This is a genomic window from Corynebacterium sp. TAE3-ERU12 (genome assembly GCF_019209905.1).
Lineage (GTDB): Bacteria > Actinomycetota > Actinomycetes > Mycobacteriales > Mycobacteriaceae > Corynebacterium.
In genome coordinates this window covers 62,695-85,640 of sequence record NZ_JAHUTM010000001.1, presented here as the reverse complement: position 1 = coordinate 85,640, position 22,946 = coordinate 62,695, and the positions used below count along the sequence as shown (strand labels likewise).

The 22,946-nt window shown below is 63.7% G+C and carries 19 protein-coding genes and 1 tRNA gene; 16 read left to right on the top strand and 4 right to left on the bottom strand.

Annotated features, from left to right (window positions below; all coding sequences use genetic code 11):
• Positions 1-56 precede the first annotated feature (56 nt).
• Positions 57-2,570: an ATP-dependent helicase HrpB gene (gene hrpB / locus KRX51_RS00385; protein ID WP_218360999.1), complete on the top strand. Its 2,514-nt coding sequence runs from the start codon at positions 57-59 to the stop codon at positions 2,568-2,570.
• Here hrpB and KRX51_RS00380 read toward each other — a convergent pair.
• Positions 2,567-3,778, bottom strand: coding sequence for a glycosyltransferase family 87 protein (locus KRX51_RS00380; protein ID WP_218360998.1), 1,212 nt, complete (start codon positions 3,776-3,778; stop codon positions 2,567-2,569). The two genes, hrpB and KRX51_RS00380, sit on opposite strands and share 4 nt — an antisense overlap.
• Positions 3,779-3,882: 104 nt before the next feature.
• On the opposite strand from KRX51_RS00380, the gene KRX51_RS00375 reads away from it, so the two are divergent.
• The 4 genes from KRX51_RS00375 to KRX51_RS00360 all read left to right on the top strand — a co-directional run bounded on the left by KRX51_RS00375 (position 3,883) and on the right by KRX51_RS00360 (position 6,768).
• Positions 3,883-4,926 (top strand): triacylglycerol lipase, encoded by a 1,044-nt coding sequence (locus KRX51_RS00375; RefSeq protein ID WP_218360997.1) that lies wholly within the window; start codon positions 3,883-3,885, stop codon positions 4,924-4,926.
• A gap of 9 nt (positions 4,927-4,935) precedes the next feature.
• Positions 4,936-5,697: a YggS family pyridoxal phosphate-dependent enzyme gene (locus tag KRX51_RS00370; protein ID WP_218360996.1), complete on the top strand. Its 762-nt coding sequence runs from the start codon at positions 4,936-4,938 to the stop codon at positions 5,695-5,697.
• Positions 5,698-5,856: 159 nt separating this feature from the next.
• The gene (locus tag KRX51_RS00365; protein ID WP_218360995.1) at positions 5,857-6,126 is read left to right on the top strand and encodes a hypothetical protein; all 270 of its coding nucleotides are present in this window, start codon (positions 5,857-5,859) and stop codon (positions 6,124-6,126) included.
• A 225-nt stretch (positions 6,127-6,351) separates the two neighbouring features.
• Positions 6,352-6,768, top strand: coding sequence for a Rieske (2Fe-2S) protein (locus KRX51_RS00360; RefSeq protein WP_218360994.1), 417 nt, complete (start codon positions 6,352-6,354; stop codon positions 6,766-6,768).
• Positions 6,769-7,197: 429 nt separating this feature from the next.
• On the opposite strand, the gene KRX51_RS00355 is transcribed toward KRX51_RS00360, so the two are convergent.
• Entirely contained in the window at positions 7,198-8,814 is a 1,617-nt protein-coding gene (locus KRX51_RS00355) for an alpha/beta hydrolase (RefSeq protein ID WP_218360993.1), read from the bottom strand.
• Positions 8,815-8,970: 156 nt separating this feature from the next.
• On the opposite strand from KRX51_RS00355, the gene KRX51_RS00350 reads away from it, so the two are divergent.
• Together KRX51_RS00350 and KRX51_RS00345 are read left to right on the top strand one after the other, a co-directional pair.
• Positions 8,971-9,837, top strand: coding sequence for an SDR family NAD(P)-dependent oxidoreductase (locus tag KRX51_RS00350; protein ID WP_218360992.1), 867 nt, complete (start codon positions 8,971-8,973; stop codon positions 9,835-9,837).
• A 13-nt stretch (positions 9,838-9,850) separates the two neighbouring features.
• Positions 9,851-10,432, top strand: a complete 582-nt coding sequence (locus tag KRX51_RS00345; RefSeq protein ID WP_218360991.1) for a hypothetical protein — start codon at positions 9,851-9,853, stop codon at positions 10,430-10,432.
• Positions 10,433-10,440: 8 nt separating this feature from the next.
• Here the strand turns inward: KRX51_RS00345 and KRX51_RS00340 are convergent, their stop codons facing one another.
• The gene (locus tag KRX51_RS00340) at positions 10,441-11,136 is read right to left on the bottom strand and encodes a lipocalin family protein (protein WP_218360990.1); all 696 of its coding nucleotides are present in this window, start codon (positions 11,134-11,136) and stop codon (positions 10,441-10,443) included.
• Between the two features lie 112 nt (positions 11,137-11,248).
• Here KRX51_RS00340 and KRX51_RS00335 point away from each other — a divergent pair, with 112 nt between their 5' ends.
• The 3 genes from KRX51_RS00335 to KRX51_RS00325 are packed head-to-tail and all read left to right on the top strand — an operon-like array spanning position 11,249 to position 14,774.
• Positions 11,249-13,018, top strand: a complete 1,770-nt coding sequence (locus tag KRX51_RS00335) for an McrB family protein (RefSeq protein WP_218360989.1) — start codon at positions 11,249-11,251, stop codon at positions 13,016-13,018.
• A gap of 16 nt (positions 13,019-13,034) precedes the next feature.
• A complete protein-coding gene (locus KRX51_RS00330; RefSeq protein ID WP_218360988.1) occupies positions 13,035-14,252 on the top strand; it encodes an McrC family protein in 1,218 nt (405 codons plus the stop codon).
• A gap of 9 nt (positions 14,253-14,261) precedes the next feature.
• On the top strand, positions 14,262-14,774 hold the full coding sequence (locus KRX51_RS00325) for an NUDIX domain-containing protein (RefSeq protein ID WP_218360987.1): 513 nt from the start codon (positions 14,262-14,264) through the stop codon (positions 14,772-14,774).
• Between the two features lie 550 nt (positions 14,775-15,324).
• On the opposite strand, the gene KRX51_RS00320 is transcribed toward KRX51_RS00325, so the two are convergent.
• Positions 15,325-15,407, bottom strand: a tRNA-Leu gene (locus KRX51_RS00320).
• Positions 15,408-15,687: 280 nt separating this feature from the next.
• On the opposite strand from KRX51_RS00320, the gene KRX51_RS00315 reads away from it, so the two are divergent.
• The 6 genes from KRX51_RS00315 to KRX51_RS00290 all read left to right on the top strand — a co-directional run bounded on the left by KRX51_RS00315 (position 15,688) and on the right by KRX51_RS00290 (position 22,932).
• Positions 15,688-16,719 carry a DUF3662 and FHA domain-containing protein gene (locus KRX51_RS00315; RefSeq protein WP_218360986.1) on the top strand — a complete coding sequence of 344 codons (1,032 nt, stop codon included), beginning with the start codon at positions 15,688-15,690 and terminating at the stop codon, positions 16,717-16,719.
• 123 nt (positions 16,720-16,842) lie between these two features.
• On the top strand, positions 16,843-17,307 hold the full coding sequence (locus KRX51_RS00310) for an FHA domain-containing protein (protein WP_218360985.1): 465 nt from the start codon (positions 16,843-16,845) through the stop codon (positions 17,305-17,307).
• Positions 17,304-18,677, top strand: a complete 1,374-nt coding sequence (locus tag KRX51_RS00305; protein ID WP_218360984.1) for a PP2C family serine/threonine-protein phosphatase — start codon at positions 17,304-17,306, stop codon at positions 18,675-18,677. Before KRX51_RS00310 ends, KRX51_RS00305 begins: the two co-directional genes overlap by 4 nt.
• Positions 18,674-20,032 (top strand): FtsW/RodA/SpoVE family cell cycle protein, encoded by a 1,359-nt coding sequence (locus KRX51_RS00300; protein ID WP_218360983.1) that lies wholly within the window; start codon positions 18,674-18,676, stop codon positions 20,030-20,032. Before KRX51_RS00305 ends, KRX51_RS00300 begins: the two co-directional genes overlap by 4 nt.
• On the top strand, positions 20,029-21,471 hold the full coding sequence (locus KRX51_RS00295; RefSeq protein WP_218360982.1) for a penicillin-binding transpeptidase domain-containing protein: 1,443 nt from the start codon (positions 20,029-20,031) through the stop codon (positions 21,469-21,471). The genes KRX51_RS00300 and KRX51_RS00295 overlap by 4 nt, the downstream gene beginning before the upstream one ends.
• A 6-nt stretch (positions 21,472-21,477) precedes the next feature.
• On the top strand, positions 21,478-22,932 hold the full coding sequence (locus KRX51_RS00290; protein ID WP_370624944.1) for a protein kinase: 1,455 nt from the start codon (positions 21,478-21,480) through the stop codon (positions 22,930-22,932).
• Positions 22,933-22,946 lie beyond the last annotated feature (14 nt).

Genomic DNA, 22,946 nt, shown 5'->3' with positions numbered 1-22,946 from the left:
TAGGGTGCGCACAGCCCCCGCACGCCCGCTACCTCCTCCTGGCATCCTTACTACCTATGAACGCCCCAGCTGCCACGGCCCCTTTCGATATCGCCACCATCGGCGCTGGTCTGCCCTTTGCCGCAGCCGCCGAGCAGCTCGCCCACGCCCTCGGCACGGTCGGCGCGAGTGCTGTCGTACAGGCCCCGCCTGGTACGGGTAAGACCACGCTGGTCCCGCCGATTGTGGCCAATGGCCTGGCCCAGGCGGGCGTGTCCGGCCGTGTTGTGGTCACCGCCCCACGTCGGGTGGCGGTGCGCGCGGCGGCGCGTCGGCTTGCGGAGCTTGCCGACGTTGAGCTCGGCCGGGAGGTCGGCTATACCGTCCGGGGCGACGCCCGCACGTGTGCCGCGACCCGCGTGGAGTTTTGTACCCCGGGTGTATTGGTGCGTCGGTTGCTTGCCGACGCTGAACTGGCCGGGGTTGCCGCTGTGGTGCTCGATGAGGTCCATGAGCGCGGGCTGGATACGGATATCGCCTTGGCGATGGTCCGGGATCTACGCGATCTCCGCGAGGACCTGCAGATTGTGGCGATGTCGGCGACGGTGGACGCGCCGCGTTTCGCCGCGTTGCTCGGTGACGCCCCGATTATTGAGGCCCCGGCGGTGCTGCATGAGTTGGATATTCGGTATGCCCCGCCGTCGGGCCCGGCCTTGGGTGCGCGCGGGGTGGAGTATGCCTTTGTGGACCATGTCGCCACTGAGGCGGCGAAACTGTCCGACGAGCTCGCCGCTGCCTATGGCGATGAGGCTGATGTGTTGGTTTTCGCCCCTGGTGTCCGTGAGGTTGATCGGATCGTCGGCACGCTGGAGCAGTCGTGTCCCGAGGTTGAGGTGTTGGCTTTGCATGGCCGGCTTGGCCCTGCCGACCAGGATCGGGTTGTGGCTGGTCGGGGCCGTCGGGGGCGCCGGATTATTGTTGCCACCTCCATTGCTGAGTCTTCGCTGACGGTGCCGCATGTGCGTGGCGTGGTGGATGCGTGTTTGGCGCGGGGCCCGCGGATGGACCGGGCGCGTGGCATGTCGGGCCTGGTCACAACCTCGTGTGCGCGGTCGTCGGCGGAGCAGCGGTCAGGTCGCGCGGCCCGGCTGGGCCCGGGTGTGGCGGTGCGGTGTATTTCGCAGTCGCAGTGGCCGCAGTTGGATGCGTGGCCGGCCCCGGAGATTGCGGTGGCGGATCTGACGCAGGCGATGCTGGATGTGGCGGTGTGGGGCACGCCGGGTGGTGTGGGTTTGCGTTTGCTTGATGCTCCCCCGCCGGCGCATGTGCAGATCGCGCATCGCACGCTGAGCAGTTTGGGGGCGCTTGCCGACGGTGGCGTCACCGATTTTGGTCGTATTTTGGCTGCTCTTCCGGTGTATCCGCGGGCGGGCCGGGCGTTGTTGCTGGCCGCCCCGGTGGTGGGGGCGCGGGCTGCGGCTGAGGCGACGGCGGTGTTGACTGATTCGCCTAGTGGGGATCTGACGCGGGGGGTGTTGAGTCAGTCCGCCAAGCGGGAGGCGCGGCGGCTGGAGCGTCTGGCTGGCCAGCATGCGGTGGCTGCTGCCCTGCCGGACCCTCCTGCGGCTGACCCGTCGGCGCTGGTGACGGCGTTGGCGTGGCCGGACCGGATTGCCCGGTGTCGGAATCGGGATACGGGTGATTATCTGACTGTTGGGGGCACTGCGGCGACGGCCCCGCCGGAGTTGCGGGGCCATGAGTGGTTGGCGATTGGTGAGGTCACGCGGGCGGCGGGGGCTGCTGGTGGCCGGGCGGGCGCGGTGATTCGGGCGGCTGCCCCGGCGTCGGTGGAGTTGGCGCAGTGGGCGGCTGCGTCGTTATGCACTGAGGATCGGGAGGTGCGTTTTTCCGGGGTGTTGGGCCAGGGCAGGGTGACGGCCCGGCGGGTGCGTCGGATTGGCGCGATTGAGTTGGCTGCCCAGCCGGTCACGGCGTCTGCGAGTGAGTGTGAGGCGGCGGTGTTGGCGGCGCTTGCCGACGACCAGGGCGTGCTGGTGCTCACTGAGGAGGCGGAGCGGTTGCGGGCGCGGATGGCGTTATTGCATGAGTATGTGGGTGCGCCGTGGCCGGATGTGTCGACTGCGGCGCTTGCCGACGAGGCGGCGGTGCTGCTGGCGGGCAGCGGCAGCTCCTCCCCGCGGGCTGTTGGTGTGGATCAGCTGCAGCGTTTATTGCCGTGGCCGGAGGCGGCGCGGCTTGACGAGTTGGTGCCGCAGCGGTTGACTGTGCCGTCGGGTTCGCGGGTACCGGTGACATATTGCCCCGGTGAGCCGCCGAAATTAGAGGTCAAGCTGCAGGAGTGTTTTGGGCTGGCCGATACCCCGACGGTGGCGGATGGCCGGGTGCAGGTGGTGTTGCACCTTTTGTCGCCGGCGCGGCGGCCGCTGGCGGTGACTAGTGATCTGCGTTCATTTTGGGATGGGCCCTATGCCCAGGTGCGCGCGGAGATGCGGGGGCGGTATCCGAAGCACCCGTGGCCGGAGGACCCGTGGTCGGCCCCGGCGACGAAGCGGACGAACCGGCGTACCTAGCCGGTCACGATGGCGGTGGTGCCGGCGTTGTGTTTCTCCGTCGGAACGCGGCCGATGAGGGCGGTAGCCACTAGGGCCAATAGCACCACCAGGCCCATAATTCCCTGCATATTGCCCCATAGCCACATGCCGACCGAGGTGGCGCGGCCGTCGGGCTGGCCGATGAAGACGGTGTAGGGGGCGATGATATTGGCGAGGTAGAACGCCACCCCGATCCCGAGGGCGAGCTTATTGCGCAGGGTGAGAAGCAGCGGCAGGCCGGCGCAGACGATGGACCAGTGGTGGCTGACTGCGTAGGGGCCGGTGACGCAGACGGCGATGATGACCACCATCAGCGCCAGCATGCTGCGCCCGGCGCGTTCGAACCTCCAGGCCGCCACACCGGCGAGTACGGCACCGGCGACGAAACCGGTGAGTGTGACGACTTCGAGTGCGGTGCCGGTGAGGCCACCGCGGGCGACGAGCCCGGATAGTGCTTGGTTGGCTTCGTAGGTCGGGGCGCCGCCGCGGTTGCCGGCGAAGAATTCGTCGGTCCAGTAGTAGATGGATTCTTTGAAGCGCACGGCGAAGCCGATGATGACGGTGACGAGGAACCAGCCGAAGGAGCGGGCGACGTTGCCCCATTGTCCGCGGACGAGGAAGAGCAGCGCGAAGGCGGCCGGGGTGATTTTAATGCCGGCGGCCACGCCGATGCCTAGCCCGCGTAGGGGTTTGGGGATGAAGCCGAGGACGTCGGCGATGACGAGTACGGCGAGGAAGACGTTGATCTGGCCGAAGCTGACGTTTTCCCAGAGTGGGTCGAGCACGAAAGCGGGCCCGAGCAGCAGTGTTGCTGCCAGTGCGGGCCGGGGTAGGGCGAGGCGGCGGCTGACCATCCAGAGGATCGCCCAGACGGCTGCGATGGTTGCTGCGGTCCAGATGATTTGGAGGGTGGTCGGCCCGGCCCAGGTGGTGGGGTAGAACAGCAGCGCGGCGAATGGCGGGTAGATGAAGCGAAACCCGGAGCGGGTGGGGAAATCTTCGGAGTAGAGGTCTTGGCCACGGCGTAGGGCCCACCCGGCGTCTTGGAAGACTTCGACGTCCATCATGTAGTAGGTGCAGGCCCGGTAGAGCTGCGCGCCGACGACGATGGTGGCGATGACTGCGGCGAGCCAGGTCAGTTGGCGTCGTCGAGCCACCGGCAGGGCCTGGAGTCGTTCGACAAGCATGGCAAAAATAGTACCGCGTATCGGTGTGAGTCTGGTTTATGTGGCTGGTGCCTGCCTGTGCTGTGCGGCCCCGCTGGCGCCCGATAGCGGATAGGCTTGTTTTTATGACGAATACGACTGCCTCGCACACTGCCGCCAATGCGCCCGCTGCAACTGGGCCGCGCACTAATTTTTTCCCGGTGGCGTTCTATCGCCAGTTGCGTAGTCCTGGGTTGATGCCTGCTGGGCTTGCCGACGACGTCTCGGACGCGGCTGGGTCGGAGAATGTGCCGGTGGTGCTTATCCACGGCACCTGGATGAGCGCGTATTCGACTTTTGCGATGCTCGCCCCGGAGCTGAAGAAGGCCGGTTTTAACTGTTATTCCTTTGATTATGGGGCTGATCCGGATTGCTTCGTCGGCAAGAATAAGGGGGTGGCGGGCACCGCGGATCTGACTGCGTCGACTGCGGAAGTGGAGCGACGTATTAATGAGGTTTTGGAGCGCACTGGTGCCGACCGGGTGGATCTGGTGTGCCATTCCCAGGGCTCGATTCATGGTCGGGCGTATGCGAAGAAATACGGCGCCGATAAGGTTCGTACCATTGTGAGTCTGGGTGGTAATCACCACGGCGTGACCCTCGGTGGGGTCGCCACCGTCGGAACCGCCTTAGAAAAAATAGGTATCCCCGCTTTTGCGATGGCAACCAAGGCGCTGGGCCCGGCCGGGCTGCAGCAGGTGCCCGGCGCGGAAGTATTCGACGGCCTCAATGGCGCCTCGGAGGTGGTCGAGGGCGTGCGCTATGTCAATCTGGCCACCAAATTCGACTGGATTGCCACCCCGTGGCGCGGCGCCTTCCTCGATTACCGCCGCGACGCCCCGCAGGCCACGTCCCGGCAGGTCACCAATATCCATGTCCCGGACTTAGCCCCAGGCGAGTGGCCGGACCACCTGTCGATGCTGTATTCGCCGGTGGTGGCGCAGCAGATTATTGCGTCGCTGAAGGGCACCCAGCCGCAGTTGCCGGAGCGGTCGACGGTGTTGCCGTCGATTGGTGCGGTGCCGCGGTGGGTGCGCAATGCCGTGGTGGGCGTGGCTGGTTTCGTGGTGGTGGACACAATTGCGGCAACTGTGGTTGGCACGGTGAAGCGCCTGCGCGGCGAGCGCTAACCTGGCTGCATGACTCTTAGCCACGACCTGCACGATCACAGCCCGGAGGCGATTGCCGCCCGTTTCGCCCAGGTGCGCCGCCGCGTGGATGAGGCCGCCGAGGCTGCTGGGCGCGCTCCGAGTGAGGTCCGGGTGCTGCCGGTGTCGAAGACCTGGGATGTGGATATCGTTTCGGGGGCTTGGCCGGTGCTTGCCGACGCTGGGTGCGACGCGCTTGCGGAGAACCGAGTGCAGGAGGCCGGCGCGAAGGCCGCTGAGTTGTCCGGCCCCCGCTGGGCGGTGATTGGGCCGCTGCAGACGAATAAGGCCGGCAAGCTGGTGGAGTTCGCGGACGAATTCCATGCGCTGGACCGGCCGAAGGTGGCCCGTGCGGTGCAGCGCAAGCTTGCCGACGCCGACCGCACGCTTGAGGTGTTTGTGCAGGTCAATACGTCAGGCGAGGGCCAGAAGGCTGGTTTCGCGCCGGATGCGGTGGCCGATTTCGTGGCGCAGCTCGGCCCGGGTGGGGACTTTCCGAACCTCATCCCCCGTGGCTTGATGACCATGGCGATGCCCACCGACGGCACTGCGGAAACGGATGCGGCGGTGCGGCGGTGTTTCGCCCAATTGCGCCAGCTGCGCGATGAGCTTGCCGACGTTGCCCCTGCTGGGGTGGACCTGTCGGAGCTGTCGATGGGTATGTCCGGCGATTTCGAGCTGGCCATTGCTGAGGGGGCGACGACGGTGCGCGTCGGCACCGCTATTTTCGGCCAGCGCGATTACTCGCAGTAGCCGCTGCGCTACTCGCCCCTCCGGCAGTCCGGCCCCTGGCCGCGGCAGCTGCTCGCCGCGCCAAACCCGTACCAATTGCGCAGATCCGTGCGAAATTCCGTACGGATCTGCACAATTGGCACGGATCTGCGCCGAGAAGGCAGGAAGGACCAACCGATAGTGACGTTCGACGGAACTAAGCCGGCTAGCTGGATTCGCCTGTGGGCAGCACTTTCTGCGGGAAACCTGATTGGCGCATCAGTCGTGCCTGTCCTGACTGCACGGTTTGCCGACCACGACAGTTGGTCAGAGGCGCTCCACCATGGTCAGGACACCTTGTGGGATATCGGTATCCCCACAGTCGCAATTCTCACCGCCATCACCGCCGCAATCGTCGGCGTGCTGTTGCTCCGAAACCGCCGGAGCAACAACGACAACGCCAGCTCCTAAGCCCTAACCGGCAATTACCGGTTAAGCGTCGGCAGGCAACAGACTCGACGGCTTGCCGGACAAGGTGATCACCAGCTCATCGCGAGCGCGGGAGGCAGCGCCTTTCCACAAGTCGGTACTTATTCTCCTTAGCCGTAACCACATCTAAGGTTCGCCTCATTTGAGCCGCTCAGGGTAGCTTTTGCGGATTCGGCGGTGTCGAGACTACGGCGTAGCCTTATCCACATGAACCGCAGCAAACCCGCTACCCCGACCACCGACGTCGTCGCCGGTGGCCTGTGCAACCGCCGTCGCTTCCTCCTTGGTAGCGCCGCCACCGCCGCTGGTGCATTACTGGCTGCGTGTGGCTCCTCCGAGGAGGCAGCCAAGGTAGCCGCCACTGAGGTTCCTGTCGGTGGCGGCGTGGTCGTCGGAAAGTACGTCATTACTCAGCCCGAAGAGGGCGTCTTCCACGCTTTTTCCGCCGTGTGCCCGCATCAGGGTTCCAAGATTTCCCGCTTTGAAGACGGTGCGATGGTGTGTCCCAAGCACAATTCGCATTTCGATATGACCACCGGCGATGTCATCTCCGGCCCGGCGCGTAGCGGTGCGGAGCCGGCTGCGCTGTCGGCGGAGAACGGCGAACTGGTCGTCGGCAGCTAGTCGAGGGGCGCTTACTCGCCGCTTTACCGCCGCCCCCGCGCGCAGATCCGTACCGTTTGCGCAAACCCGTACGGAATTTCGCACGGATCTGCGCAATTCGTACGGATCTGCATCGGCGCACCCCTCCCCCTGAGCTTTCCGACGCCGACGCCGCCGCACTCACCCCACCCCCAGCGCCACGACCGCGCCCAGCCACCCCACTGCCCGCCCGCGCCCAGCCACCCCACAATTCGCCGCGCCTACCCCCTCTTCCCGGCCCCTGCCACCGCCCCCACGCGCAGATCCGTACCTTTTACGCAAACCCATACGGAATTTCGCACGGATCTGCGCAATTCGTACGGATCTAGCCCACAAGCCCCGCGCAAGCGAAAAGGGGCTGCGAACCATCGTGAGGTTCGCAGCCCCTTCGCTGTGGGCTAAGCAGCTGGCCTAGTTCAGGTAGTAGTCGCTGACCAGGCCGGCAACCATATCGGCACCGTTCTTGGCGCCAAGCACGCCGTGGCCGTAGCCCTCGTAAACGTGGACGTCGCCGCCCATGTACTTCTCGATGGCCTCGTAGGAGATACCGGTCACCGCGGAGTCGTGGTTGTAGTGCAGGATGAGCGGCTTCTTCGTCAAAGCGGAGCCATCAGGGGTGATCGCGGCGCGGTGCGCCGGCCAGCCAGTGCACTTGAAGCCGGACTTCAAGCCGTCGGCGTTAATCTCCAGCATGTCGCCGTTGGTCACACCGTTGAACAGCACCTTCGGGGTCAACGACGGGTCAGCTGCGGACAGGTTGTCGTTGCAGATGATGCCGGTTTCGACCATTGCCATGGCGTTGATTTCCGCAAGCATGTCTTCTTCGGTCACGCCTTCGGGCATCTGCGGGGCGGGCAGCTCGCCGGTCTTCACAATGTCAGCGAGGATCGGCCACACGGACTCGGAGTACATGGCGCCGAAGGTGAACTGCATGATCTTCGACTGCTGGGCCTGCTTGCCCTGCAGGGCGCTGATGAGGGACTGGCCACGCCAGAGCACCGGCAGCACCTCGTTGACCACCGGCAGCAGGGCCTCGGGGTTGTCCTCGAAAGCAGCCGGGACATCGCCGACCTCAGCCGGCGGCGGGTAGACCTGGCCGGGGGCACCGACTTCCTCATTCACGCGCTCTGACCAGCGCTTGTACACGGCCAGCGGGGTGGTGCCCAGGCCGTAGGTGTCGTTACGCTCCGCCATCCACTCGAACATGGCGTTCAGCGCGTCACGGCGCCACGGCTCGCGGGCCGGGCCAAGGTCGAAGAAGCGATCATCGGGGTCGACGCCGGAGTCGAGGATGATGCCGTCAGTGTTGTTCGGGAACAGGGTGGCGTAGGTGGACATCAGGTCCGAGCCGTAGGACACGCCGTAGAGGCTGAGCTGGTCCACGCCGAGCTGCTGACGTACCTCGTTGAGGTCGCGGGCGGTGTTCTCGGTGGTGATGGTCTTGGCGTAGCCCGGCATCTGGGTTTCGCAGAGGCTGTAGAGCGCACCGAAATTACCTGCGGCCACACCCGAGAGCGGAATATCGGCGATATCGCAGTTCAGCGGGGTTGCCCAGCGCAGGCCGCGTGGCTGCACCGCGATGAGGTCGAAGTGTTCCCGGACCTGGGCGGGCATCTTGACGACGTCATCGCTGAACATGCCCAGTGCGCTGCCGCCAGGGCCGCCGGGGTTGCCGGCGATAACGCCCTGTCGGGAACCGGTGGCGGGCCGCCAGGAGAAGGTGACGGTGATGGTGCCGGCATCGGGGTCGGTGTAGTCCTTGGGCACCTCGGTCTCGGCGCACTTGGTGTCAGCGTCGGCAAGCGCAGCTGGGGGGCAGGGCTTCCAGTCGAAGTTTGAGAAGTCGGCGACATTATTCGTGGCGGTGTCGCCGGGGGTGCTTTGGCTGGCTACTGCGGGGGCGGCGAAGATGGCCGAGGCAGCGGTGGCCACAGCGAGTGTGGGGGCAAGGACACGGCGGGCGGTGGCGCCGAAGCCGGCACGACGAGTCACCGCGCCCGGCTCAGAGATGGGAACCGATGTGCTCATAGGGAGCGGGGGCCTTCCTAGTCACTGTCTATGGATACAGCCATGAAAGCAGATAAACGGAGTTCATCCTAGGGGTGGCGGGCAACTGATTCGCCCCAGCGCAGCACTATAATTGCCGGCAAAACCACTGCCGTTTCTGCTGTTAACAGGAGTCACATGAGCCCCGTGTCGCTACCCCGGTTTCGCGCCCCCACACTCCCCACCACCACACCAACCGCACTTGTCACCGGCGCCTCCTCCGGCATCGGCTACGCCACCGCCGAAGCCCTCCGCGACGCCGGATTCGCCGTCCTGGGCACCAGCCGCCGCGGCACCGAAGCACCACACCCCGACGGCATCACCATGACCGCCTTGGCCATGGACGACCCCGACTCCATCGCCGCCTGCGCCCAGCGTGCCGACGACTTCGCCCGCGACAATGGACACCACAGCATCGGCGCTGTCGTACTCAACGCCGGCGAGAGCCAGTCCGGCCCTCTGGAAGAACTACCCAGCGACGCACTCGAACGCCTCTTCCGCGTCAACGTCACCGGGCAGCTGGAACTGGCCCAACACCTTCTGCCCGGAATGCGCGCCGCCGGCCGGGGGCGGATGGTGTTCGTCGGATCCATGCTGGGCACCTTCCCACTGCCCTACCGATCCTCCTACGCCGCGGCGAAAGCAGCCCTGCGTACCGGGGCGCTAGCGCTTCGCGGGGAGGTCGAACAATTCGGCATTGGTGTCACCGTCGTCGAGCCGGGCTCTATTAATACCGGCATCTCCACCCGACGCACCCGCTACGGCGGGGCTGCGGACTCGGTCTACACCAAGCAGCTCACCACCATGCTGAAAAACCTCAACGCCAACGAGGCCAGCGGTATCAGCGCCGAGGCCGTCGCCGAGGTGATAGTTGCAGAAATCACCGCCCAGCGGCCTGCCCCCTACCGGGCCCGGGGCTCCCGGGCGGGGCTAGTGCTGCCGCTTTCCCGGGTGCTGCCACGACAAACAATGTTGGACCTGATCCGCAAAGTCCACGGTCTGTGATGGAATAAGCAGCATGACAACAGACCGCCTCGCCCGCATCATCACCGAAGTGTGCGCACCGTGGATCACCATCTCGCTCACACTGCTGGTCAGCGGCGTGGCCGTCGGACACACCGGACTCGGCATCGCAGCAGCACTACTGCTTGGCCCCGGCCCGATTGTGGGCTTCATCCTGGCTCACTACACCGGGCATATGACCAGCGGCCACCACGTCACTGACCGCGGGGAACGCAATATTGCTTTCGGCATCTTCGGCATCGGGCTTATCGGCGTGCTGGTGCTTTTCACGTTCTTCGACGCCGGGCGGGTGCTGTGGCTGATCCTGCTCAGCTCGGTCATTGTGGTGCTTGTCCTCGCCGGGCTCACGCTGCTGGGAGGGCATAAACCGTCGCTGCACGTCGCTTCGTGGGTGGGCGGCTGCGGCTGTTGTGCCGTGCTCGCCTCACCGTGGTTCGCGCTGCTTTTGCTCCTCACGCCGGCTGTGGCCTGGGCACGGGTGCAGATTTCACATCACACTGTGCGCCAGACAATTGCCGGCGGCATCGTCGGAACGCTCGGGCCGATTCTTCTGGCCATCGCGCTGGCCGTGTTCTAGCGCTGGTTTTATAGCGCGCAGACCGGGGTGGGTGTTTCCACACCACCGGCGACGGGGGTGGCGACGAATAGGCACGGCCACCAACCACGGTCGTCCAGGGTGGATTCGATCTCATCCCACACCTGCGGGCTTACCGACGGAGTGCGCGAAAGCACCCAGCCTGACTTTTTATCGGGGCTGCCGACGATGGCGATATTGCCGTCCTCAGACAGGTAGGTGATGCGGTAGTTGGTTTCACCATTGATGTCCTGGCCAGGGATGCCGTTGAAGGCAACGCGCAGTGAGGCGTTGGTTTCCGGGTTGGTCACCTTAGCCGCGCCGGTGATGCTTGAGCTGTTGCCAAACCAGTCCGTGCAGGTGTTGACCACACTGATTTTGCCGGGCTCGATGACCTTGTATTCGGCGGTGGTATCGCGGGCGCACTGCACCTGGAATATCTGCGGAATCGTGGCTAGCTGGTGCCAGGTGCCGGCGTAGCTGTCGATGTCCACGTAGTTGACCTGCGAGAGCTCCTCGCCGTCACCGAAGCCGGAAGAACCGAACAGGTCGGAGATATCGGAGGAGCTCGGCGGGATCGTCGGCAGTTCGGGGAGGTCGGACCCGGTTACCGGCGCTGCGTTGGCAGGGGCGGCTGCGGCGGTGAGGCCGATTGCGATGGCGGCGGTAGCGAGGGTGCGGGTGAGCGAACGCGCTGAGTGTTTCATAGTTTCGACGGTACAAGAATGCCGCATATCCCATTGGGGTCGCTCGGTCACGTACCCCCACCCCGCCCCGCCGCCGGCCGATAAAATAAGCCGCAAACGAAGGAGTGCATACATGGGTGAGATATACGGCAACTTCGCAGGCGTGGAAGCTTTTGGGCGCACCCTCAAGGACACGTGTCTTATCGATGGTGGCTCATTGCTTACCGACGCTGAGATCTGGACACCGGAGAACTTCGATGAGCTCTTCCACGCCTATAACGAGCATCCGGACAACTCCAGGCACTCCTTCGACACCAAGATCGTCGGGCAGCTAGCAGATATTTCCAACCCGGCGCGGCAACTCTTCGCCGAGCTCTACATCGTGGATCTGGCTGCTATTGGCAGCATGCTGGCTGAGACGAAACTGCGCAAAATCAACGCAGTACTGAATGACTGCGATCCTGCGGTATCCCTGACCGGTGATAACACCCCAGCCAAGGCCGGCAGCATTGTTGATCTCTTCGAAAACGGCGGTGTCCTCGATGGCGGGATGGGCTATAACTACGGCCGCTATAGCCAGTTTGAGTTTCTTATTGACTGGGGCCGTTGGTTCATGAGTCTTCCCCGGGACCAGCGGGTCAGATGCCTGGAAAACCCGGACGCTATTGAAGGCACCATCTGGGGCTACGCCGCCACTAACAGCTCCACTATTCAAGCGGTGCTGTGTTATCTCATCGATCCGGCGGCGTTTTTTCCCTGCGCCTCGAAGGACCTGGGACAGCAAATCGCCAGCCACTTCCGCTCCTACCTCACCGAGGACGAGGCGCAGCTCCATGATCAACGCCAATTAGCGATCATCGTCGATCGCATTCGCGAAGAACGCACTGAAGACTGGAATTTCTGGCTAGACAAAGACGAATGGCGAACAAAAAAGAAGGCGTCGAAGTCCGCGGCACCGAGTAGCCCCGCGGAGCTGCCGATCACCGCAACTGCGGAGCCGGACCCGGTTGACGATGAGATCGATGAACTCGCCTGCACCGGACTTCCGGATTTCCCCGCCGGAATCGCCGACCGTCTGCTGTTGCACCAGGACTGGCTCGTTAAGGTCCACCGTCTGCTTTCCTCGCGTAAGCAGATCATTTTCCAGGGCCCTCCGGGTACCGGTAAGACCTTCCTGGCGCGAAAAATTGCGCTTAACCTGGCTGGTTCTGCTGACCGGGTCACGATGGTGCAGTTCCACCCGGCGTATAGCTACGAGGATTTCTTCGAGGGTTTCCGGCCCACCGCCGATGGCACTTTGCAGCTGCGCCACGGCCCGTTACGTCGGCTTGCCGACGCTGCCCTGGATAACCCTGATTACCCACACTTCCTCGTGATCGACGAGATTAATCGCGGCAACCTGGCCCGCATTTTCGGTGAGCTGTATTTCCTATTGGAATACCGGGATCAGAGCATTGACTTGATGTACTCCGCCGAGCCATTCACGCTCCCGCCGAACCTGTACATCATTGCGACGATGAATACCGCCGACCGGTCCATTGCGCTTATTGACTCCGCGATGCGGCGCCGGTTTAGTTTCCTCACCCTGCACCCGGATAGTGAGCCCACGAAGTCGCTGCTCGCGAACTGGTGCGCTGACCGTGAGGCCGACACCATCGTGGTGGATTTGTGGTCCGCGATTAATCAGACCCTGGCTACTCGGGATAGGGAACGCATGCTGGGCCCGTCGTATTTCATGCGCACACCTGATTTCGATGCTGATTATCTGCTGGAACTCTGGGAAACCGACCTGGAGCCGCAGTTGAGTGAAATCTTCTACGGCCAGCCGGATTTTGTTGCTGATATTCACCGCGAATACTGCCGCCATATTGAGCTGTGGACCAGCGCACCAGCCGAGCAATAACGAGCAATAAGCAGCCATGACAGCCACCACGCGCACCCGGGTAGCTCGAGAAGCGGGCCGCATTCGCGACCTTGAGCTCACCCATGCCCAGGCCCGCCGACTCGAGGTCGATGGGGTGGGCACCTGCCGGCCCGGCGCGACTGTGGACACCTTCGACGTAGACGTCGACAATATTGCCGGGGTTGTCACCATCGGTGGCCTGCAGCTCATCATCACGCCGAAGCTGCCCGTGGGGTCGCTGCTGTGGCTGTGGGCCTACGGCAATCTCGGCATGAAGATGTTGGCAGCACCAGCAGCCCTGGATGACAGCGATATCACCGCCAGCGTCACACAGCTTTTCCTTGACCTTGTGGATAAGGCCATCGGCCCTGGGCTGCTGCAGGGCTACCGGGATGTCGATGACACCCATGTGGTGTTGAAAGGCCGGGTCCGGCTCGGTGACCAACTCTCCCGACATATGGGTGTGCTGCACCCCTTGGAGCTGACCTACCAGGAATACGGTGTCAATATTGCTGAAAACCAGCTGCTGCGGGCGGCTCTCCAGGCGCTGCACCGGGTTATCGGGTTGAGTAGCGCGGGCACGCTGAGTAAGCGTCGGCTGCACCTGCTGCACCGCCTGACGATCATGGACAAACGCTTCACCGGTGTCACGGTGGTCCCCGCCGGTGCGCCGCTGCCGCACTGCTCCCGCAACCGCCTTAACCAGCGCTATCACCAGGCACTCGACCTGGCGGAATTAGTGCTGTCGGGGTCCGGGGTGGACTCAGCAGCAGGCCATCTGGCTGGCCGTAGCTTCATCATCAAAGTCTGGGACGTTTTCGAATCAGCAGTGACGCGGGCTGTACGCCAAGCACTGCCGACCATGACGGTTCGAGGCCAATCCTCGCGCAGTTACGTCGACGGCCACCCGGCCCTGCAGCTGCGGCCCGATATCCTCATCGAAGACGAATGCGGGCGCACCCACGCCATTGCCGACGTGAAATACAAGCGGGCCGAGCCGACGCGCTCAGATATCCACCAAATGGTCACCTACGCGACGGTGTACGGGTTGCCTGCGGTGGACCTGATCTACCCGGCAAGCAACGCTGAACCGACCGGCACAATAGAAAAAATGCCGATTATCGGCACCGGAATCACTGTGCGCATCCACCGCGTGGACCTGACCGACCCCGCCGCGCATTTTGAAAACCACGTCGCTGACATCGCAGACGCCATCGTCGGCAAGCACACCTAGGGTGGAGTCATGATCCCAGAATTCATCGTCGACCTTCGCAAAGACATAGGACACAAGGAACTCTGGCTGCCAGCAATTACCGCCGTCATCATGCGTGATGCCGGCGCCACACCCGAGGTGCTGATGGCGAAGCGCTCCGACAACGGGCGGTGGACGCCGGTGACCGGAATTATCGATCCCGGCGAGGACCCAGACACCGCCGCGATCCGCGAATGCAAAGAAGAAACTGGGCTTGATGTCGAACTGGATTGCCTGATGTGGGTGCGAGCCGGCGATCCGACTACCCACGTCAATGGTGACCATGCCCGCTATCTTGACCACGCATTCCTCGCCCACCCCAGCGATCCGGAAGCCGAACCCTTCCCCGCTGACGGCGAAAACACCGAAACGGGCTGGTTCCGCGCTGATGACCTGCCGCCGATGGACGGTCGATTCCCCGAACTCATCGAGCACGCAACCCAGGTCTATCTCAACCCACATCAGCGCCGCGTCCTGTTCGGTAAGGACCGCCGCCAGCTCTAGCTGAAGGCCCCCATCACGACCATGGCGCCAAGGGCTGCCAGGTAGCGAAGCATTGTCGCGGCCTCAAACCAAGCACTAGCATTCCGACGCTGCCGACGCGCTACTTCTCTCCTGGACCCTAAGTATGTGCCGAAGCTCGGCCCCGATCATTCGGGAATACCCCGGGACCATTAGCCACGGGCTAACACCCCAGGGGTGATAGACGACGAGACCTCCCCGGCAGAAAGGCCCACTCTCAGCGCACCTAGGGTGGAGTCGTGATCCCAGAATTCATCGTTGACCTTTGCAAAGATATCGGCGACAAGGAACTCTGACTACCGGCAATTAGCGCCGCGATCCGCGAATGCAAAGAAGAAACCGGGCTCGACGTTGAGCTGGACTGCCCGATGTGGATTAGCGCCGGCGACCCCGTCACCTACGTCGACGACGACCACGCCCGCTACCTCGATCAGGCATCCGCTATCCACTCATTATCAGCCAGGTGAACTATGCGTGGCCTGGGACATCGAAAAACCCCGGCTCTCAAAGAGAACCGGGGTCTTCCTACTTGTGGGCGAAGGGGGACTTGAACCCCCACGTCCCGAAGGACACTGGCACCTGAAGCCAGCGCGTCTGCCATTCCGCCACTCGCCCGTGGCAACGCGACAACGTTAGCACGACATCCCGGCGAAGAACCAAATCAGCAGGTCAAAACCTATATCCGTGAGACCAAAAACACGCTTATTACCGCATCGTGGTGGCTTTACGTGCAGCACAAAGGCTACGGACATTCTTGGATACGCAGCGACTGAACCTATACTGATGGAAATACAGTGCCTACGGTGGACACCGTCCACCGCTTACATACTGACGAACGTACTCAAGCACCCAGGCCCCACAGCCAACGGCCTTGGGGGAAGGTGAACGGCCGTAGATGGATTTCCTCGGACGCATCCGCAAGCTGGATAGCACCCTGCAACGCGGGCTGGACAACGGCTTCGCGCGGGTTTTCGGCGGCAAGGTCGTCCCAAATGAGCTCGAAGAATGCCTCAAGCAGGAAATTGAGGACTTCCTCATGCAGGATGCCAACGGCCGCTTTCTGGCCCCGAACGACTTCCGCATTGGCGTCAGCCCCACCGACTTTGATCACCTCAGCACAGAAGAACACTCCCTGCCGCAGAACCTAGCCGACCGAATGTCGCGCTACTGCCGCAATAATGGCTGGTCGCTATCCGGTTCGGTAGCCGTGCGCATTGAGCTGGTGCCCTCACTACACACCGGTCAACTCAAAACGGCCTCCCAGTTCTTGGAAGGCAAGCGAGATAACTCCGGCTATGTCGGCGAGACCACCTCCGCACAGCGTGAAGCCGATACCGGCCCGGAAAAGGCCGCCACCCCCGCCGCTGAGGAGCACAACCCCGACACCCGCGGCACCTCCTCTGTGGTTGCCCCTGGCCCCGAGGCCGAGTCCCCGACTGAGCACGCCCCCGCCGGCACTGCAGGTGTGGCTGGCGCCTCCGCCGCCTCTGCTGCCTCCGCCGCCGCGGGCAGCGCCCCAGCCAGCGTCGACCGTTCCAACCGCGCCTGGGCTGATGCTGACTTCGCCGAACCGGCCACGACGGTCACTGGCGAGCCCGGCGCGCCCGATGCGCCTGCGGCCGCGCCACCGTCGGAAAGCACCCACACTGTGGTGCTGTACCTGCAGGACGGTTCCAACCGCACCTTCGAGGTCAGCGCCGGGTCCAATATCCTTGGCCGCGGCACCGCCTCTGACTTCCGGCTACCCGATACCGGGGTTTCCCGCCAGCACGCGGAAATCACCTGGGACGGGCGCGATGCCATCCTCGTGGACCTGCATTCCACCAATGGCACGCTGGTCAATGACACTCCGGTGGACAATTGGCTGCTCGCCGATGGCGACATTATTTCTATGGGCCACTCGGTTATGGAAGTCCGTTTTACTTAAGCTGCACACCTTGTGACGCGACCCCGGCCGTGCGCGCTGGCGCTCAATGTCCAGCCACGCGGTAGTCTCTCCACACAAACCCTTGCGGGGATCGACGCACAACGAAGGAGAGGAGGCAGGCACGTGGAGGCAATTATCTTCCTGCTGTCACGCATCGCAGTGCTGGTGCTGCTCTGGTTCTTCATTTGGATGACCATGCGTGCACTGCGCGCCGATACCAACGCCGCCGCGGGTCTGCGCCCGGTACGCCCTGTCGCACCAACTGGGCGGCCCCGGCCATTCCACCGCAGCCAGACTCCCCACCAGCTGCTGGTCACCGCCGGCCCGCTGGCTGGGTCACGTATGAATCTGAATAACCAGCGCGAAATCACTATTGGCCGCGCTGATGATTCAGCTTTTGTGCTTGACGACGATTACGCATCCGCTCGCCACGCGCGCCTCATTCCGCACGATAACGAGTGGTTCCTCGAGGATCTCGATTCTCGCAATGGCACGTTCCTCAACGGCCAGCGCGTGGATTCTCCCGAGAAGCTTGAAACCGGTATGGAAATCCGTATCGGCCGAACAACATTGAGGTTGCAGCCGTGACCCTCGCGCTTGACTACGTGACCGCTTCCGACCGCGGGTTGGTCCGTCAGAATAATGAGGACTCCGCCTACGCCGGCCCGCGCCTACTTGCGCTTGCCGACGGCATGGGCGGCCACGCCGCCGGCGAGGTTGCCTCCCAGCTGATGATCGCCGCACTGTCCAAACTTGACGACGATCAGCCCGACGCGGACCTCTTGGAGGCCCTGCGCTCGGCGATGAACGAAGGCAATGCCTCCATCGCCGAAGAGGTCGAGGCCAACCCCGCCACCGAAGGCATGGGCACCACCTTGACCTCGATGCTGTTCGATGGTCGCCGCGCTGGTGTCTGCCATGTTGGTGACTCTCGTGGCTACCTGCTGCGCGATGGCGAGCTGATCCGCATCACCCGGGATGACACCTATGTGCAGTCCCTGGTCGATGAGGGCCAGATCACCGCCGACGAGGCAAGCATGCACCCGCAGCGTTCCCTCATCCTTAAGGCCCTGGCTGGCCGTCCCGTGGAGCCGTCTCTGCAGTACCGCGAGGTCCACGAAGGCGACCGCTACCTGCTGTGTTCGGATGGCCTGTCCGACCCGGTCAGTGAGGAAACGATCCGGGATACCCTCTCCGAGGGCAGTCCTGCAGAAGCCGCTGATCGTCTGATCTCCCTGGCTTTGCGCTCCGGTGGCCCGGATAATGTCACGCTGGTTATTGCCGATGTGGTGGATTCGGCTCATCCCACCCCGTCGCAGCCCTCATTGGCTGGCGCATTGGGTGATCCGGCTGCCGAGTCGCCCCGCCCTGATACTGCCGCTGGTCGCGCCGCGGCTACCCGCCCGGCCGCTGAGCAGTCCCGGGCGGTGACGTCCACCCCGACTGGGGCGGACCCTACTAAAGGCCGCTGGCTGGTTATCGCCGCGGTCGCACTCGGCATTATCGCGGTTTCCGTGGCCGGTTTTTTCGGCTGGCAGCGGGTCAACGAAACGTATTATGTGGCCGCGACGGGCACTGATCCTCAGGTCATTGAGATCCGTGAGGGTATCGAAGGTGATGTGCTCGGCATGACGCTGAATTCGCACCACCAGTACGTGTGCCTCAACGGTGCCGACGAGGTCAGTCTCGTCGAGCCTGGTGTGGAGCTTGCCGACGCTACCTGCCCCCCGATGCGGGTGAAGGACCTCAATCAGGTCGGTCAGTCGATTCTGAAAAATGGTCTGCCCGCTGATAGTTACGACAAGGTCACCAGCCAGCTGAAGCGTCTGGCCGGACAGGCGCTACCGATATGCCCGGAGCAGCCCGCCGATAAGCCCGGCGCTGAGCCTGGTGACACCCGAGGAACCCCGGCTCCCGGCTCCCGGCCCGGGGAGAACTGCCGGGAGGTTACGCAATGACAGCCGCGTCCCCAACCGCACGTACCCGCGAACTTTTACTGCTGCTGCTTGCCGGTGTGTGCACGCTCATCGCACTGGTGTCGATGCAGCTGGGCCAGGGCCAGGGTGCCTCAGCTGATGTGCTGTGGATCCTGGGTGGTTTCATCCTGGTCTTCGGCGTCGCCCATGCGGTGATGTCCTTTTTCGCACCATATGCCGACCAGGTCATGTTGCCTGTCGCCGCTGCGCTAAACGGCCTCGGCTTGGTTATGATTTATCGCCTTGACCTGGCCAATGACACCTCCCTGGTGCGTAACCAGGTGATGTGGACCGTGCTGGGTATCGGCATGTTCGTGGCCGTCATGGTGTTGCTGCGCGACCACCGATCCCTGACTCGCTATGCCTACCTGCTAGGCCTGCTGGGCCTGTTCCTGCTGGCCTTGCCGCTGGTGTGGCCGTCCAGTATCAACGCCAATGCGCGGATCTGGATCTCCATTGGCCCGTTCTCGGTGCAGCCCGGCGAGTTCGCGAAGGTACTGCTGCTGATCTTCTTCGCCCAGCTGCTGGTCAATAAGCGCTCGCTGTTCAACGTCGCCGGGAAGCGGGTTTTGGGGATCGATTTCCCGCGCCTGCGGGACCTCGGCCCCATCCTTGTGGTGTGGGCAATCGCACTGCTCATCATGGGCGCACAGAACGACTTTGGCCCCGCGCTGCTGCTCTTCGGCACCGTGCTGGGCATGCTGTATATCGCCACGTCCCGGCCGTCGTGGCTCATCATCGGCCTCGGCCTGGTCGCCATTGGCGGTTTCGGTATTTACACCATCTCGGCGAAAATCCAGGACCGCGTCACCAACTTCGTCGACCCCCTCGCTAATTACGACACCGGCGGCTACCAGCTCTCCCAGGCCCTGTTCGGCATGAGCTGGGGCGGTGTGACCGGCACCGGTCTGGGCAATGGTTACCCGCAGAATGTGCCGGTGGCGCACTCCGACTTCATCCTCGCCGCCATCGGTGAGGAGCTGGGCTTCGTCGGCCTGTCCGGTGTGATCATCCTGTTCACGATCATGATCACCCGCGGCATGAACGTCGGCATGCAAGTGCGCGATTCCTTCGGCAAGCTCGCCGCCGCCGGGTTGTCCCTGACCCTGCTGATCCAACTATTCGTTGTGGCAGGCGGCATCTCTCGGCTTATGCCCATGACCGGCCTGACCACCCCGTTCATGTCGGCTGGTGGTTCCTCGCTGCTGGCTAACTACATTCTGCTGGCAATCCTGCTGCGCATCTCCGATTCAGCGCAGCGTCCTTGGACAACCACCGGAGCCGGTGATGCCAGCGCAGCAGTATCCGCAGCCGGAGCAAAGGGGGTGCACCGATGAATAAGGCAATCCGCCAAACCATGACGTTCTCGCTGGTGTTGGTGCTCATTCTGCTGGCGAATTTCACGTGGGTGCAGGCCTTCCAGGAGGAGAAGTACGCCCATAACGCACTGAACTTCCGGCAGTTCCTTGAAGAAAAGTCCACCCCGCGTGGGCAAATCACCGCCGGCGGCGAAATCCTGGCCCAATCCGAGCTCGGCAGCGATGACTTCTACCACCGCAGCTACACCTCGAACCCACAGGCCTACGGCCCCGTGCTGGGCTATATCTCGGACCTCTACGGGGCAGCTGGGGTGGAACAATCCCGCAACGGCATCCTCAACGGCACCGACCCGTCGCTATTCACCCGCCGCGCCATTGACACCATCACCGGCAAAGGCCGGGAAGGCGCCAATGTGGAGCTCACCCTCATCCCGGAGGCCCAGCTGACCGCCTACCAGCAGCTGGCCGCACAAGGCTATACCGGTTCCGTTGTGGCACTGCGGCCCTCTACCGGTGAGATTCTGGCGATGGCGTCCACCCCGTCCTATGACCCCAACCCCATCGCCAATAACGACGATGAGGTGTGGACCGAACTCACCGAAAGTGCCAACGCGCCACTGCTCAACCACGGCACCCAGCGTCCGCTGCCGCCCGGCTCCACTTTCAAGGTGCTCACCACAATCGCCGCAGTGGAAAACGGTGCCACCCCGGACACCCCGGTCACCGGCGCGAATGAGATCACGCTGCCAAATACCGAAACCACCCTGGAAAACTACGCCGGCCAAACCTGCGGCAACGGCGGCCAAGTACCGCTGAGCACCGCATTTACCCAGTCCTGCAATACTGCCTTTGCCGAACTGGCTATCCAGACCGGTGCCGATAAGCTCCGCGACGTCGCCAAGCGCTTCCACGTCGGCGACACGTTCGACGATCTTGGTGTCAACATGGAGCCCTCCACCATCGGTGAGATCCCCGATGATGCGGCACTGGGCCAGACCGCCATCGGTCAGCGCGACGTGTCCTTCACCCCGCTGATTAACGCCATGATCGCCGGCACGATCGCCAATAAGGGCGTGATGATGGAGCCGCACCTGATCAAGTCCATCACCGGGCGGGATCTCAACGTGCTCTCCGAGACCCGGCCTAAGAAAATTGACGATAAGGTCATCGACCCCAGCACTGCCGACGTCCTCACCGGGCTGATGCAGGGCTCCGAAGGCGGCTCCGGCGGCAACCCCAACGCCATCGCCTCGAAAACCGGTACCGCCGAGCACGGCGCGGTGCGCGGTGAACTGGCACCGCACGTGTGGTGGATGGGCTTTACCCTGCAAAGCGATATCGCTATCGCAGTGGTCGTGGAAGACGGCGGCAATGCCGGTGCAGGCGCTACCGGTGCTGCCGTAGCCGCCCCGATCGGTCGCGCTGTCATCTCCGCCATTGAACGCACGGGACGGTGATACCCAGTGACCGGATTTTCAGATGCCGGCACCGCCCGCGACGCGGAATTGGTGCAGGAACAGCTCGGCACTAGCCGCTACCTCATCCGAGGCTTCCTTGGCCGTGGCGGCATGGCCACGGTATGGCTGGCCGAAGACACCCACACCGGAAACCCGGTGGCGGTGAAATCACTGAAACAGGAATTCGCCCAAAACCCCGAATTCCGGCAGCGATTCCGCAACGAAGCCGCCGCCGCGCGTTCGGTGAGCAGCCGCAACTCGGTCAATATCATCGACTACCTCGAATCCGCCGGGGCCTGCCTGATCGTCATGGAATACATCCGTGGCGAATCAATCGCCGATGTACTGCGCCGCATGGGTGTGATCCCCGAACACCTCGTCATCGACGTGATCGACCAAGCCGCCCGTGGGCTATCCGCAGTACATGCTGCTGGTTTGGTGCACCGCGATATCAAACCCGCCAATATGCTGGTCACCCCCGACGGGCTGGTGAAAATCACGGATTTCGGTATCGCTAAGGCCGCCGAAGATGCCGCGCTGACCCGCACCGGCATGGTTGTCGGCACCGCCCAGTACGTCTCCCCAGAACAGGCCCGCGGAGATCTCGTCGAGCCGCCCTCGGATGTGTACTCCCTTGGGTGCGTCGCCTACGAGATGCTGTGCGGCCACCGGCCCTTCACCGCCGACAGCTCCGTCGCCGTCGCCCTAGCGCATATCAACAAAGCACCCGCCCCGCTGCCAGCCACGGTCAACCCGCATATCCGCGAACTCATTGGCATCATGCTGCGCAAGGACCCCGCACGCCGCTATGCCGACGGCGCCGAACTCGCCGCTGCGGTTCGCCACGTCCGCGATGGCCACCGGCCACCCCAGCCGGCAGGCTGGGCACCCCAAGTGCACCGGCAAACAGCGTCGGCACGCCCGGCAACCCAAGAACTCGGCCAGATGACCCGGCCCACCGGGCCGCAGGCCCCCTTCCCTGGCGCGCCTGAACCCGGGCGGCCCGAAGCATGGCCCTCACAGCAACCACCGGTAGTGGTGCCGCGCGGCACACCGCCCCGCCAACGCCCCCGGCGACACAAGGAGCCACGCACGCGCTCTCGCCTGGGCTGCGGCTGCCTGTTCAAGCTGCTCATCCTGCTTTTCTTCCTCACAGTGATCGCCATTGTGATGCTGGTTATCGCCGCCCGCGGCAGTGACCTGTTCTCCGGGCTGGGCTACGTCATCTCCCAGATGGTGCGCGGACATTTCGACGTCCTGCTTGACCAGGCATTGAGCTATTTGCCGCAGTGGCTGGGCAACCAAGGCGTGCCAGGTTTCGGAGGCTCGATAGACATCCCGGTTGACTCGTATTCGCCTGATGTGTCCTCGGTGCCCGACGCGCCACAACCAGACATTCCACAACCTCCAGAGGCACCCAATTTCGCACCGGACCAGCCCCAGGACGCAGGAGGCTTCTAATGGTTTTCACCGCA

Bases quoted from the DNA above. Each gene is read 5' to 3' on its own strand.
- KRX51_RS00380 (WP_218360998.1), bottom strand. From the start codon at position 3,778: ATGCTTGTCGAACGACTCCAGGCCCTGCCGGTGGCTCGACGACGCCAA.
- KRX51_RS00350 (WP_218360992.1), top strand. From the start codon at position 8,971: ATGAGCCCCGTGTCGCTACCCCGGTTTCGCGCCCCCACACTCCCCACC.
- KRX51_RS00340 (WP_218360990.1), bottom strand. From the start codon at position 11,136: ATGAAACACTCAGCGCGTTCGCTCACCCGCACCCTCGCTACCGCCGCC.
- KRX51_RS00330 (WP_218360988.1), top strand. From the start codon at position 13,035: ATGACAGCCACCACGCGCACCCGGGTAGCTCGAGAAGCGGGCCGCATT.
- KRX51_RS00345 (WP_218360991.1), top strand. From the start codon at position 9,851: ATGACAACAGACCGCCTCGCCCGCATCATCACCGAAGTGTGCGCACCG.
- hrpB (WP_218360999.1), top strand. From the start codon at position 57: ATGAACGCCCCAGCTGCCACGGCCCCTTTCGATATCGCCACCATCGGC.
- KRX51_RS00325 (WP_218360987.1), top strand. From the start codon at position 14,262: ATGATCCCAGAATTCATCGTCGACCTTCGCAAAGACATAGGACACAAG.
- KRX51_RS00300 (WP_218360983.1), top strand. From the start codon at position 18,674: ATGACAGCCGCGTCCCCAACCGCACGTACCCGCGAACTTTTACTGCTG.
- KRX51_RS00360 (WP_218360994.1), top strand. From the start codon at position 6,352: ATGAACCGCAGCAAACCCGCTACCCCGACCACCGACGTCGTCGCCGGT.
- KRX51_RS00355 (WP_218360993.1), bottom strand. From the start codon at position 8,814: ATGAGCACATCGGTTCCCATCTCTGAGCCGGGCGCGGTGACTCGTCGT.
- KRX51_RS00370 (WP_218360996.1), top strand. From the start codon at position 4,936: ATGACTCTTAGCCACGACCTGCACGATCACAGCCCGGAGGCGATTGCC.
- KRX51_RS00315 (WP_218360986.1), top strand. From the start codon at position 15,688: ATGGATTTCCTCGGACGCATCCGCAAGCTGGATAGCACCCTGCAACGC.
- KRX51_RS00295 (WP_218360982.1), top strand. From the start codon at position 20,029: ATGAATAAGGCAATCCGCCAAACCATGACGTTCTCGCTGGTGTTGGTG.
- KRX51_RS00375 (WP_218360997.1), top strand. From the start codon at position 3,883: ATGACGAATACGACTGCCTCGCACACTGCCGCCAATGCGCCCGCTGCA.
- KRX51_RS00335 (WP_218360989.1), top strand. From the start codon at position 11,249: ATGGGTGAGATATACGGCAACTTCGCAGGCGTGGAAGCTTTTGGGCGC.